This window comes from uncultured Chloroflexus sp. (assembly GCF_937951745.1).
Lineage (GTDB): Bacteria > Chloroflexota > Chloroflexia > Chloroflexales > Chloroflexaceae > Chloroflexus.
This window is the reverse complement of sequence record NZ_CALFBQ010000003.1, coordinates 1-13,535: the sequence shown is the minus strand read 5'-3', so window position 1 is coordinate 13,535 and position 13,535 is coordinate 1. Positions and strand designations below refer to the sequence as shown.

Sequence of the window (13,535 nt, the reverse complement as noted above, 5' to 3'; positions counted from 1 at the left end):
TGAATCCTAGTGGATTTTCAACCCCAGCAAGCGATATAAACGGTCAAAATCAAAATGGGCATCGAGCAATTCGGTAAAGCGGCGCAGTTTAGCTTCTTGATGAAAGCGAACGCGGCCAAACAGACGCTCGGCCCGATCAACCGTACTGAGCGTATCATCAGCCACCAGAATAATCGGCACCTCCAACTCAGCGGCGCGATCCATCACCTGCATCGTCGGGCGGATATTGCCGGTCAGCACCAGCGCATTGGTGCTAGTCTGAAGCGCAATCAGTTGCAAATCGCTGCGATCGCCACCGGTAATCACCGCCTTGTTGGCACGGCGGCGGAAGAACGACAGGCTCGCTTCGGCCCCCATTGCCCCGATCATCAGCGAATCGAGCATCTTCTCGCCCCACTCAGGCCGGCCAATAATTTGCCCGCCCAAATGTTGGGCCAATTCGTTGACGCTCACCCCAGATAAGAGCCGATCACGTGGCATAATCCCGAACACCGGAATGCCTCGCCCTTCGAGGAAGGGCGTAACGCGATTACGGACAAACTCGCGGTGCGGCTCTTCGACCTGATTGATCAGCACGCCAAGCAAGCGATCGCCGACATAGCGTTGCACGCTCAAGATCGTATCAACCGACAAGGTAGAGGTATAGCGGCACACGAGTAAGCCGGGAGCTTGGAGCATATCAGTCACCTGATCGGCAGTCAGATCAACTAGCGCCCCCTCGGCCCACGTATTGGTGCCTTCAAGCACCATCACATCCTTCTGGCGCGACACCGCCAGATAAGCGTCGCGCAGCGTCTTGGCGAACGAATGGGGCTGCCCGCGCAGGATCGACTCAATCACCCCCGGTGTAATCAACACCGGCGCGACCTGCTCCATTGGTGCATCAAGGCCAATCGTCTGGCGGATAAAGGCGGCATCTTCATCGAGCACCGCATCGGGCGTGTGCGTCACCGAAACGCTGACCGGCTTCATATACCCAACGCGGAAGCCGTCTTGCTGCATACGGCGCAGCAAACCGACACAGACCGCGCTCTTGCCGACGTAGGTTTCGGTTGAGGCGACATACAAAGTTGCCATCATTGCCTCCACTTAGTTGAGGATGATCCGGGCATCGAGGACGATCGCGCCCTCGCCTTCGTGATGAACGACGAGCGGATTAATATCCATCTCGACAATTTCTGGGAAGTCGGTGACCAATTGGCTGACCCGCAGTACCGTCTCTTCGATGGCAGCGATGTCGGCAGGCGGTTCGCCACGCACGCCGCGCAAGAGTGGGTACGCGCGGATTGAACGAATCTGCTCGCGCACCTCTTCAACGCTGAGCGGCGCGAGGCGGAAGGCAACATCTTTCAAGACCTCGACATAGATGCCTCCCATTCCCACCGCGATCAACGGCCCAAACTGCGGATCGCGGCTGACACCGACCAAGACTTCACGGCCTTTGCGCACCATCTCTTGGACGAGAATACCCCAGATGCGCGCCGAAGGAACATATTTGCGCGCGCGGTACTCGATCAGCTCAAAGGCATCGCGCACCGCCGTGGCATCGCCAAGACCGACCCGGACGCCGCCAATATCGCTCTTGTGGAGAATATCAGGGCTGGAAATCTTCATGACCACCGGATAGCCAAACTCATTGGCAATCGCGACCGCCTCTTCCGGGGTATGGGCCAATTGGCTCTTAGGCAACCGCATCCCATACGCCTCTATGACTTGGCGCGCCTCAACCTCGCCCAACTCGACCCGGCCAGCCGCGCGCACCTTAGCAAATAATTGTGCCACGCGATCGCGATCAACGTCAAAATGGCGATAGGTGGGGGCCGGACGTTGTTGCCAGAGTGATTGGCGATACATGGCTGCCAACGATTGGACGGCGCGTTCGGGGAAGGGGTAATTCGGAATATGCGCCTCATTGAGCGCACGCACCGCTTCACCAAGACTCACTCCACCCATAAAGCTGGTCACCACCGGCTTATCGGTCTGCCTACTCAGATCGATAATCAGCCGCGCCGTCACCAAGGGGTCAGAGACGGCTTGGGGCGTAAACAGCACAATCAACCCATCGACATTCGGATCGGCAAGCGCTGTCTCGATTGCCCATGCATACCGATCAGGCGTCGCATCACCAATGACGTCGATCGGATTAAAGAAATTAGCATTGGGCGGCAACTTCTCTTGCAAGCGACGGATGGTTTCTGAGGTAAACTCAGCCATCGCTAGTCCACTCCGTTCGACCGCATCAGTCGCAATAATCCCGGGACCACCAGCATTCGTTACAATCGCCACCCGATTGCCACGAATCATTGGCTGATAGGCAAAAACGAGGGCTAGATCGAACAACTCATTCATGGTCCGAGCGCGCAAGATACCGCTTTGGGCGAATGCCGCTTCGTAGGCAGTTTCAGAACCAGCTAGCGAACCGGTATGTGATGACGCGGCCCGCGTACCGGCAGCGGTGGTACCACTCTTGATCGCCACCACCGGCGTACACTTGGTCACCTCGCGCGCAACGCGAATAAAGCCGGGGCCGTCATCGATCGCTTCCAAATAGGCCAAAATCACCTTGCTGTGCTCATCGCGATTCCACGCCTCAAGCAGCGCCACCTCGTCAACATCGGCCTTATTCCCTAGACTGACGAAGCGGGAAAAGCCGATGCCTTGCTGATAGCTCCAATCGAGAATCGCCGTGCAGATCGCGCCTGATTGCGACATGAGCGCAATATTACCGGGCAACGGCATCGCATTCGCGAACGAGGCATTGAGCTGGCTGATCGTATCGATAATGCCGAGCGAATTGGGGCCGATCATGCGCATGCCATAGCGACGCACCGTCGTCAACAACTCGCGCTCGAGTTCGCGCCCGGCGCCGCCGACCTCTTTGAAGCCGGCAGTAATTACCACCAAGCCACGAATCCCTTTGCGGCCACACTCATCAACCGCAGCGTTAACGTGTTGGGAGGGGATGACAATGACCGCCAGATCGATTGGATCAGGCACATCGAGCACCGAGCGATAGGCGCGCAAGCCCAGCACTTCGGGAGCACGCGGATGGATTGGATAGATCCGACCTTGATAGCCGTGATCAATAATATTTTTCAGCACACGATGGCCCAAACGCGCCGGTTCAGGCGACGCGCCCAGCACGGCCACTGATTGGGGGGCGAAAATGGCCTCTAACATAGTGTGGGTGCTCCTTTTCGCACACCTTGCCCCTTCATCATAACCGATACACGACGTTGCGACAAGCGATGTTTCGCGCAACTATCGCAATGATGCAAGGGTGCGCAGATATGACGATTGTGAATTGTTGTCATGCAGACGAGTATGCGACCGGCGGCGGAGAAGTTGGCGGGATTGCCGGTAATCCCTAACGGATCGCACACACGACCAAGGAGCATGCCGCTCCCTGCATGCAGAGTAGCACGCAAGGTTACAAGCGCGGCTGCACCGCGTGGTTAATCGGTAGCCGGAGCGGTGGCAGGAGCAGGGGCGGGAAGCAGGAGCAACCAGTGTTCGAGGGCGCCAAGGGTAAAAAGGCTAGCTAGGAGGGCCAAACGAATGGCCGCCGGATCGCCGAGATGGGCGCTAATGCTAAACCAAAGCATAATCGCCAGCAAGGTGGCGACCGAAACACTTGGGCGGAAAAACGCACTCGGCGGGCCGGGCCGCCAGTAGCTGGCGAGAAAGGCAAGGTGAGCCGGAAAGAGTTCGACTTGCAGCGCACGTACCCCGTACAGAACGTTCAGTTTCGCGCTCTGCTGCAAGGCCCAGCTTAGCCCAAAGGTGAGCGGGCCAAGCCAATGGCTGGCATCTTGCAATAGCCAAATCAGTAAACCCATTTCAAGCACGAAGGCAAGTTGGTGGTAGAAGTGGGTGCCGAGGGCGTAGAAGAAGCGCTGCACGCCACGCGCTTCGGGCGGGCAAGGTAGCCGGCGCGGCCCGGCCAGTATGCCGCTGTAGAAAGCTAGCTCGTGCCATGCCCATACCAGCAGCCCGGCAGTAAACGCGCGATATGCACCCACTACGCTCAGATCGTGGCGCGTTACCAACAATTCACTGTGCGCAAAGATGAGTAGCGGCAAGCTGAGGAACACCGCCCAACCCGCTACCCGTTGCCCGCATCGGTTCAGCCAGATCAGGCCGAAGGTCAGGCCTAGCCACAACGTGACGACCGTGAAGAGCGGCAACAGATAGTAGAAGGCGATCTCCATCCAATTCATAGCCTAGCTTTCTACCCACTTTTGCACTAATGTCATAATTGTACACGAAGTGCAGCAGTTCGTGAAGAGTCGGACAGAGCGGTAAGTAACGTCGGGTCATCTAACAGTAGGACACCCACTGTCGGGGCACCCGACCGTGTGCCCCCTACCGCACACCAGAAGGCACGTGGCAAAGGATGCCGTTTGCCACCTGCTCGTATAGGGAATGGTTGAGGTGACGGTCGTAGGTAAGATGACCGTATAACAATTATTTGTCTCCTGTGCGCTCGCCCAGTTTGCGATCAAGTATGAACAGGCCAACACCATCGTTGCTGATCAGTTTGAGGTGCTGGATAATCTCATCGGCACTCTTCTCTTCTTCAACCTGCTCATCAATAAACCACTTGAGCATGCTCATCGTTGCATAGTCATTCTCTTGGGCTGCCAAGGTGTAAATGGCGTGGATCGCAGCAGTTACCCGCTGCTCGTGGACCAACGCTTGCTCGAAGGCGTCAAGCGGCGAAGCGAACTCATTCTGCGGCTCATCAATTGCTCCGAGATAGACGCGACCGCCACGATCATTCACGTAATCGAAAAAGCGCAATGCATGCGCGCGCTCTTCTTCGCTCTGCACTCGAAACCAGTGCGCAAAACCGGGTAGTGAGCGCGACTCGAAGTAAGCCGCCATCGCGAGATACGTGTAGGAAGCGGCATACTCATACGTAATTTGCCGGTTCAGCGCCTGCTGAATCTTTTCGCTGAGCATGGTGGTTCTCCTTGCTTTGGAATGGTAATACGCTCAATCATACCGCAATTTGTACATGGTTTCAAAGCGAGCAGCCGAGTGATCGCTTCGGTAGCTCCGCTCTTCGTTCTCGCCAAGCGAGCACATTCATAAGATGAGCCTTTGCCATTTGCTGCCATACTGCAACAAAGTACGCTATACTACCGCGCACAACCATCGTTTGCTTGGAGAGATTGTTATGCTCGACCGCACCACAATTGCCGTTCACGAAGCCAAATTGCTCGACCTGACCGCCCGCCTCGTTCACCTCGAATCACCAAGCACTGATAAAGCCCTGCTCGATGCCTGTGCTGACGAGCTGGCCGCCCTCTTCGCTGGCGTCGGCAAGGTGGAGCGCATTGCAAATCCCAACGGCGGCGATCATCTGCGCGTAACCGTGACCGATGTCGCCGAGCCGGCTTTGCCGCCGGCGCTGGTGCTCTGCCATTACGATACGGTCTGGCCAGCAGGCACAGTAGCGCAGCGACCATTTACCGTTACCGCCGATCGCGCGTTTGGGCCGGGGGCGTATGATATGAAGGCTAGCATCGCGATGGTTTACGCCGCTCTTGGTGGGTTTGGCCGGCCAGCGCCGCGCTTGCGCCGTCCGGTCATTGTGCTGTTGACCTCTGATGAAGAGATCGGCAGCCCGACTTCACGGGCGCTGATCGAGGCGACAGCAGCGCAAGCGGCGCACGTGCTGGTGATCGAACCGCCAACCGAGCCGGATGGCGCGTTGAAGACGGCGCGTAAGGGTGGCGGTGCGTTTCGCGTGACGATCACTGGCAAGGCTGCTCATGCCGGCGTCGAACCGGAGAAGGGGGCTAGTGCGATTACCGAACTAGCACACCAGATTTTGGCGGTGAATGCGCTGGCCAACCCCGCGATTGGCACCACCGTCAACGTTGGTGTGGTTGGCGGCGGCACGCGGCCTAACGTGGTACCTGCCGAAGCGTGGATGGAGGTGGACGTGCGGGTATGGACGCAGGCCGAAGCGGCGCGGATCGAAGCCGGTATGGCAGCGCTTAAGCCGGTAACGTCGGGGACGCAAGTGATGGTAAGCGGCAACGTGCGCCGTCCGCCGATGGAGCGCACCCCGGCTAGCGCCGCGCTCTTTGCCCGCGCTCAAGAGCTGGGGGCAGCGTTGGGTTTAGACATCCGTGAGGGGAGCACCGGCGGCGGGAGCGACGGTAATTTCACGGCTGCGCTCGGCATTCCTACCCTCGACGGGCTGGGCTGCCCCGGCGCCGGTGCGCACGCCGACCACGAGCAGATTAGCCGGCAAGGGTTGATCGACCGCACGGCGCTGCTGTGCGCGTTGTTGAGTGAGGTGTAAGGGTGGGAAAGGAGGAGTGGGGAGCGGGGAATAGCCACAAAAATCTAAAACGTTTTCGTGGAGAATAGCGACGAAGGGTCGGGTTACAATTACCACGCCCGCTGCGGGGTCTGTTCGACCCCACCCCGCTGGGAGAGAGGATTCTTACTCCTCCCTCGGAAGGAGGCCGTGTCAGGGCAGGGACGAGGAGCGCATCTAGACCCCGCAGCGGGCTTTCCCAATCATAGCCCGACCTAAAGGGTCGGGCGCCCAGAACTCACCCCACCACCACTGGATAAAATGTGCCCCCACCCTCGGCCCCTCCCCGCTGGGAGAGGAGGGATATTGGTTCCCGCTCCCGGAAGGAGTAAACGGAGAATAGCCTCGGAAAGATGCATACACCTTATTTCACACCTTTTTTGTCTTTTCGTGGCCATCATATATCACTCTCTTGTTGGGGAAAAGGCATCGGCGACGTTTGACAAACACCGCTGCGCTGCCTATCATATCATCAAATGATGATATGTTTATTAGAGAACATATGATGCTCACTGTCGCTCATCCAACCGCACTGGCGCTGCAAGCTAAGCTCTTTCGCGGATTTGCCGATCCTTCGCGTCTCGCTATTTTGCTCGCGCTGCGTCACGGAGCGCGCAGCGTGAGCGATATTGTGCAAGTAACCGGACTCTCGCAACCCAACGTCTCAAACCATCTGAGCTGCTTGCGCGATTGTGGGTTGGTGACGGCTTCATCCCAAGGTCGTTTCGTCTATTACGAATTAAGCGACCGGAGGGTCGAACAGTTGCTCCGGCTGGCTGACGAATTGCTGGCCGATGTCGCTAAAGGGGTGTACGAGTGTACGCGCTACCAAGCCGAGGATGCGAGCGATGAGTGACTCACATTTGCTTGAAGTGCCGGTCAAGGGGATGGATTGCGCCGAATGCGCTCAGCATGTGCAACAGGCTATCGCCAAATTGCACGGCGTCGAGTCGGTTGATGTCTTGTTGGCCGCTGAAAAGGCGGTGATCCGGCTCGATCCAACCCGGATTGATCTACCTGCCATTCGCAAGGCGGTCGAAAGCGCGGGCTATACTGTCCCCGAAACGATAACGCCGGCCAACGCTTCGATCAACCAATTCTCGCGTCGGATGACGATCCTGCTCGCGGTGGTGTTCGCGATTGTGTTGGGGATTGTGGTCGCCAGCGAGTGGCTCGGTCTGTTTGATCAGCTCAACGCATTGATCCCTCTGCCCATTGGCATCGCGCTGGTGGTTGCGGGCGGGTGGCCGGTCTTCCGTCAGGTGGCGCGAGCGACCCTCCGCCGCCAGATTACCTCGCACACCCTTATGACGCTCGGCGTGATTGCTGCGTTGATTGTGGGTGAATGGGTAGCGGCAGCGATCGTGGTCATTTTCATGCGCGTTGGTGATTATGTCGAGCGATTTACCGCCGAGAATGCCCGCCGGGCGGTGAAGGAACTGACTGCGCTTGCGCCGCAAACGGCGAGGGTTGAACGGGGTGACGCAGAGGTGGAAGTACCGGTGGCCGAGGTACAACCCGGCGATACCGTGATCGTGCGGCCCGGCGAGCAGATTCCGGTTGATGGCGAGGTGATCGCCGGCTATGCCACTATCGATCAAGCCGCGATCACTGGCGAGTCGATGCCGGTGGAAGTGAGCGCCGGTTCGCATGTATTTGCAGCGACGATTGCCAAGCTAGGCAGTTTGCGGATCAAGGCGTTGCGGGTGGGAGCCGATACCACCTTTGGCCGCGTGATCAAGCTGGTTGAAGAGGCGGAAGCACATCGGGGCGAGGTGCAACGGCTAGCTGACCGGTTTAGCGCCTATTATCTACCGGTGGTGGCTGGAATTGCCGCACTGACTTTCTTGATCAGCCGCAACCCATTGGCAACCGCCGCTGTGCTGGTCGTCGCTTGTTCGTGCTCGTTCGCGTTGGCCACACCGGTCGCGATGCTGGCCGCGATCGGGGCAAGCGCCAAGCGCGGCCTGCTGATCAAAGGCGGCAAATATCTGGAAGCGTTAGCGAAAGCTGATGTGGTGCTGATCGATAAAACCGGCACGCTGACGCTGGGCCGGCCTCGCATCACCGATGTGATCGCGCTCAACGGTGTTCCCGCAACAGAGGCATTGCAGCTTGCCGCCACGGCTGAACGGTACTCGGAACACCCGCTGGCAACAGCCGTGCAAGAGTTGGCGCGGGCGCAGAATCTTACCTTCGCCGAACCAGAGCACTTTACGGCCATCCCCGGGATGGGGGTACGCGCCAAGGTGAACGGTGCTACGATTACTGTCGGCAATCGCCGGTTGATCCCAGCGGCGGCCTCGTTGCCGCTAGCCGCCCAACTCGAAGCCGAAGGCAAAACGCTCTTGGTCGTGGCACGCGACGACGAACCGATTGCGCTCCTCGCCGCCGCCGATACGCTCCGTCCTGAAACACCGGCGGCCATCGCCGAACTGCGCGCGCTCGGCATCAAACACATCGAATTGCTCACCGGCGATAACGAACGCACGGCTGCCGCCTTAGCTGGCCAGCTTGGGGTACAGTACCGGGCGCAATTGCTGCCGGAAGATAAAATCGCGGTGGTGAAGGATTATCAGGCGCGCGGCCACACGGTGGTGATGGTCGGCGATGGGGTGAACGACGCGCCGGCACTGGCGCAAGCAGACATTGGCATTGCGATGGGTGCTGCCGGAACTGATATCGCGATCGAAGCCGCCCATATCGCTCTGATGCGCGACGATTGGACGTTAGTGCCGCAGGTCTTGCGCATCGCCCGGCGAACGATGGGAGTAGTCAAGCTCAATATTGGGTTTACTGCCGGCTACAATTTGGTTGGGCTTACACTGGCCGCTGTTGGGTTGCTGCCACCCACCCTTGCCGCCGCAGCGCAATCGTTGCCCGATTTAGGCATTCTCGCCAATTCGGCGCGGCTGTTGCGGCAGCGGTGATGGTTGGGATACTTTGCGGATCTCCTAACCGCTGCCAACCCTAGCCTGCGCGTAGAAGGGAGCCATAATATGGAATAACTGGACAACGAAAAACCTTGCTCTGATTAGTGATACGGACGAGGTTGAGTTAGCGGCGCACGTGAGCGGCCATCTTACCAGACCGATTCCAATTTGGGTGGTGCAGGTCAACGACAACCTCTATTCGGGCCGCTGAAGTGCTGCATGTTCCGGCATTTTTCATTATGGATTAGCGATTCTGCGCCCTTCGCGCCTTTGCGTTGAACGTTTTAGCGCCTTTGCTCGCTTCGCGCCGCTGGGTTACCCGCTCGCCACCGCCCCAGCCACAATCGTCCCCGTCGCCTCACCAAACCCAATTCGGTAGCCTTCACCCTGCGCCCATGCTCGCATCGTCACCGTATCGCCGTCTTCCAGCCAGCGCCGCATCGAGCCATCAGCCAATTGCAGCGGCTCAGTGCCGCGCCACGTCAACTCAAACAGACATCCCCGTGCCTCTTTGGTTGGCCCGCTGATCGTGCCCGACCCCATCAGATCGCCGGGCCGCAGCCGGCAGCCATTCACCGTATGGTGGGCAAGCTGCTGAGCAAAGCTCCAGTACAGGTGGCGAGCATTGGTCTGACAGATGCGGGTGTCGTTGAGCCACACCTCCAGCGTAATGTCGAAATGGCCGGGGCCGGGAGCTTGCAGGTAAGGCAACGGCGGCGGATCTTGCGGTTCGCCGGCGCAGCGGAATGGTTCAAGCGCAGCGAGCGGCACAACCCATGGGCTAATGGTAGTGGCAAAGTTCTTCGACAAGAATGGGCCGAGCGGCTGGTACTCCCACCCCTGAATATCGCGCGCGCTCCAGTCGTTCAGGATCACAAAACCAAAGATCCGCTCTTCGGCCTGCGCAATCGGCACTGGAGCCCCAAACTCGCTACCCACGCCGATCACCATCGCCAGCTCGACCTCGAAATCAAGCGCCCGCGACGGTGAAAAGAACGGTGCTGGGCTGCTTGACGGCTTGATCTGGCCATGGGGACGGGGAATGGGAGTACCGCTGACCACGACGGTACTGGCGCGACCGTGATAAGCAACTGGCATGTGGCGCCAATTGGGAAAGAGCGGCGGACTGTCAGGTCGCAACATTTTGCCAGTGTTCGTGGCATGGTAGAGCGATGAGTAAAAGTCGGTGAAATCACCGATCTGAACTGGCAAGAGCAGTTCAACTGCACTCTGCCGAATAAGCGCAGCATCGCGCAGCGACTGATGATCGCGCAGCCTTGACTCATCGGCGGCAAGCAGGCGCTGCAAGGTTTCACGCACCGCCTGCCACGCCACCGGCCCAGCGGCCATAAAGGCATTGAGCGCGTCGCGGGCAAAGAGACCTTGCCCACCGACTGGGGTGGTCGCCAGCAGACCGGCTTCATCAAGCGCCGCTAGATCGAGCACATACTCGCCAATAGCGACACCCACGCGGGCCGGCCCGCCACTACGTGGACGGAAGACGCCGTAGGGCAAATTCTCGAGGGGAAAATCACTGTCGGACGCAATTGGCAGAAAGCTTTGCAGTGGCATAGGGTTTATGATGCAAGAGGCTAAGCTATCGTATCCCGTGATCAGCTCGCTATCATCCCTACTCTCTACGCAAGAGATAGGAACACGCCGTAAGACAGACGATCCCGTCACCAACTCTCTGTGCCCTACCTCCCCACTCCCAACGCCGAGAGTAAGGAGGCAGGAACACCCATCTTCTACCCCTCCGGCCCGCCAACGCTCCACGTATCCATATAGCCCGCCTTCTCTAGCTCGAGGGCGGCAGTGGTCAGGTGCAGCGGGTAGAACGTATCAATCATCACCGCCAGCTCGCGGGTCTCTTTCACACCAATGCTGGCCTCAGTGCTGCCCGGCTGTGGGCCGTGCGGCAAACCGGCGGGGTGAAGCGTGATGTCACAGCGCTCGATCCCGCGGCGCGACATGAAATTGCCGTCGCAATAGTAGATCACCTCGTCAGAATTGACATTCGAGTGATTGTACGGCGCCGGGATCGCTTCGGGATGATAATCGAACAAGCGCGGCACGAACGAACAGACCACGAAGTTATGGCCCTCGAAGGTCTGATGCACTGGCGGCGGCTGGTGGATGCGGCCAGTAATCGGCTCGAAATCGTGGATCGAGAAGGCCCACGGGTAGAGGTAGCCATCCCAGCCAACAACATCGAAGGGGTGATGGTCGAGCACATGGCGCGTAAGCTGGTCGCGCACCTTGACCAATACCGCAAACTCACCGGTATCGGTGAAGGTGAGCAACTCGCTAGGGCCGCGAATATCCCGCTCGCAATACGGAGCATGCTCGAGCAACTGGCCAAACTGGTTGCGGTAACGTTTGGGGGGCGCGATCTGGCTGGTCGCTTCAATCACCAAAAAACGGGCCGGGCCATCGAGCCGCATCTGCCATGTAACGCCAAACGGGATGACCACGTAATCGCCAGCGCTAAAGGGCAGGCGGCCAAACTGCGAGAGCAGGTCGCCGCTGCCTTCATGCACAAACCACACCTCGTAGGCTTGGCCGTTGCGGTAAAAGCCGGTCATGCTCTCGGTAGGCCGGCTCACGCCGATGGTCACATCATTGTTGCCGAGTAAGGTAATGCGGGCACTCACCGGATCGCCGCCGGCGGGCACGTGAGCCGTGGCAAACGCCCGATGACGAATGGGACCAAACTCAACGTATTCCGGTTTGGCAGTCCCAACTAGCTCGGCATGCAACACCCGTGGCGGCAAGAAGTGGTGGTAGAGGATGGACTGAATACCGTGAAAGCCCTCGAGACCCATCACCTCTTCACGGTAAAGCTTGCCATCAGGCTTACGGAACTGGGTATGGCGCTTGTGGGGAACGTGGCCGAGACGCTGATAAAACGGCATCGCACACCTCCTTGTGCCGCGGTGTCGTTCGGATAAAGATTCGCCCGACGCGGTAACGCCGGGCGAATTGGCGACCCGGGAGGGACTCGAACCCCCAACCAACGGTTCCGAAGACCGTTGCTCTATCCATTGAGCTACCGGGCCATTCGGCGTCAATAGTGTAGCATAGCTGGGCCGGTTGCGCAACGTGGTAAGCAAACAGCAACCTTGGTTGCGCGATATTTTGCCGCAACCTGACGCCAACAGCATACAATGGCGAGAGGTTACACGGCATGTCTGAAACAGACCGGCAAGGAGGTATTGTATGCGCGCACCGGCATTGACGCCATCATCAGGGGCATTACTGCAAGATCCACGCCTGCGCTGGGGGTTCGGGCTGGTAGCGGCAGTCTGGGTCTTGGGTTTGATCGGCGGGCTGAGTGGGTTCACCGAATGGCCAGCGCTCTTCCTCTACGTATTAGGTGGATTGGGCGTGGCGATATGGCTGGGAAGGTCTGCCAGCGGCTGGGTCTCAATCGGTATCACCCGTGCCAACCTCCGCGCCGCTACGATCTGGGGTGGCGGGATCGGCGCGGCATTGATGCTGCTCGACTGGGTCAGCACCTTCTTCTATTACCGCAGCGGCGGCGCGCCGATGGAGGCAATGGAGACGATCCTAGTCGGGATGGGTTTGCTCTACCTCTTCCCTGTGCTGGTGTTAGCTGAAGAGTTGCTCTGGCGCGGCGTGCTATTGCTTGGTCTCCGTGACGCCGGTCTTAACTCACACCTGACTGTCGCCATCACAACGCTCCTCTACGCCCTCAACCATCTCTTCGTTGCACCGGTGCCAATGTTCGAGCGTTGGCTGATGGTGGGTATGGCACTGCCGATTGGCGTGATCGGCGGTTATCTGGTGCTGCGCACCCGCAATGTCTGGGCCGCGGTGTGGTTACACGGCCTGAGCATTGTGGCAATGGTAGCGGATATCTTTGTTATACCGGCGCTGGCGCGTGGGTGATGGCTCAAGGGAAGGCAGTCAAGCCAATTTCTCCAGTTCTTCATCGTTGCTTAACCCACCAATAACCTTGCCTATCCACATTTTGTGGAGAGATGTGGAAAACGCCACAATATCTAGTTGCAAGCACAAGATAACGGCAGAGGCAGACAGCTCAGTCGCCAACATCGCTATATCGCGTGCGACAGTTGTACTGCCGCACGCCATTCCCTGCCTTTGCCGCCACCCCCGCCCTGTTTGGTACGACAGGGAACTGTTGCGTGATACCCCAGCGGCTCGTTTCGGCGCCCTCCATCAGGCGCGGCAGTTATACTGCCGCGTGCTATACCCTTGCTAAACCACAACACCCGCTCTGC

The 13,535-nt window shown here is 58.8% G+C and carries 10 protein-coding genes and 1 tRNA gene; 4 read left to right on the top strand and 7 right to left on the bottom strand.

All coding sequences use genetic code 11. The features are described 5' to 3' along the window. Positions 1 to 6 precede the first annotated feature (6 nt). The 4 genes from Q1A59_RS00770 to Q1A59_RS00755 form a co-directional block, all read right to left on the bottom strand. Positions 7 to 1,077, bottom strand: a complete 1,071-nt coding sequence (locus Q1A59_RS00770) for a phosphotransacetylase family protein (RefSeq protein WP_066787346.1) — start codon at positions 1,075 to 1,077, stop codon at positions 7 to 9. Between the two features lie 12 nt (positions 1,078 to 1,089). Further along, the gene (gene acs, locus Q1A59_RS00765) at positions 1,090 to 3,180 is read right to left on the bottom strand and encodes an acetate--CoA ligase alpha subunit (protein ID WP_298402005.1); all 2,091 of its coding nucleotides are present in this window, start codon (positions 3,178 to 3,180) and stop codon (positions 1,090 to 1,092) included. Between the two features lie 275 nt (positions 3,181 to 3,455). Continuing rightward, positions 3,456 to 4,220 carry a putative photosynthetic complex assembly protein PuhE gene (gene puhE, locus Q1A59_RS00760; RefSeq protein WP_298402008.1) on the bottom strand — a complete coding sequence of 255 codons (765 nt, stop codon included), beginning with the start codon at positions 4,218 to 4,220 and terminating at the stop codon, positions 3,456 to 3,458. A 247-nt stretch (positions 4,221 to 4,467) separates the two neighbouring features. Then, a complete protein-coding gene (locus Q1A59_RS00755) occupies positions 4,468 to 4,965 on the bottom strand; it encodes a ferritin (RefSeq protein ID WP_299643402.1) in 498 nt (165 codons plus the stop codon). A gap of 217 nt (positions 4,966 to 5,182) precedes the next feature. Between Q1A59_RS00755 and Q1A59_RS00750 the strand changes: the two genes are divergently transcribed. From Q1A59_RS00750 to Q1A59_RS00740, 3 genes are all read left to right on the top strand, one after another. Further along, entirely contained in the window at positions 5,183 to 6,319 is a 1,137-nt protein-coding gene (locus Q1A59_RS00750) for a M20 family metallopeptidase (protein WP_298402011.1), read from the top strand. 523 nt (positions 6,320 to 6,842) lie between these two features. Beyond that, on the top strand, positions 6,843 to 7,193 hold the full coding sequence (locus Q1A59_RS00745; RefSeq protein ID WP_366144833.1) for a metalloregulator ArsR/SmtB family transcription factor: 351 nt from the start codon (positions 6,843 to 6,845) through the stop codon (positions 7,191 to 7,193). After that, positions 7,186 to 9,267: a cation-translocating P-type ATPase gene (locus tag Q1A59_RS00740; RefSeq protein ID WP_299643398.1), complete on the top strand. Its 2,082-nt coding sequence runs from the start codon at positions 7,186 to 7,188 to the stop codon at positions 9,265 to 9,267. Before Q1A59_RS00745 ends, Q1A59_RS00740 begins: the two co-directional genes overlap by 8 nt. A gap of 318 nt (positions 9,268 to 9,585) precedes the next feature. Here Q1A59_RS00740 and fahA read toward each other — a convergent pair whose 3' ends face one another. The 3 genes from fahA to Q1A59_RS00725 form a co-directional block, all read right to left on the bottom strand. Further along, the gene (gene fahA, locus Q1A59_RS00735; RefSeq protein ID WP_299643395.1) at positions 9,586 to 10,842 is read right to left on the bottom strand and encodes a fumarylacetoacetase; all 1,257 of its coding nucleotides are present in this window, start codon (positions 10,840 to 10,842) and stop codon (positions 9,586 to 9,588) included. A gap of 176 nt (positions 10,843 to 11,018) precedes the next feature. Further along, positions 11,019 to 12,185, bottom strand: a complete 1,167-nt coding sequence (locus Q1A59_RS00730; RefSeq protein ID WP_298402020.1) for a homogentisate 1,2-dioxygenase — start codon at positions 12,183 to 12,185, stop codon at positions 11,019 to 11,021. A 68-nt stretch (positions 12,186 to 12,253) separates the two neighbouring features. Then, positions 12,254 to 12,329 (bottom strand) — tRNA-Arg (locus Q1A59_RS00725). Between the two features lie 160 nt (positions 12,330 to 12,489). Here Q1A59_RS00725 and Q1A59_RS00720 point away from each other — a divergent pair. Then, positions 12,490 to 13,182 carry a CPBP family intramembrane glutamic endopeptidase gene (locus tag Q1A59_RS00720; RefSeq protein ID WP_299643391.1) on the top strand — a complete coding sequence of 231 codons (693 nt, stop codon included), beginning with the start codon at positions 12,490 to 12,492 and terminating at the stop codon, positions 13,180 to 13,182. Positions 13,183 to 13,535 lie beyond the last annotated feature (353 nt).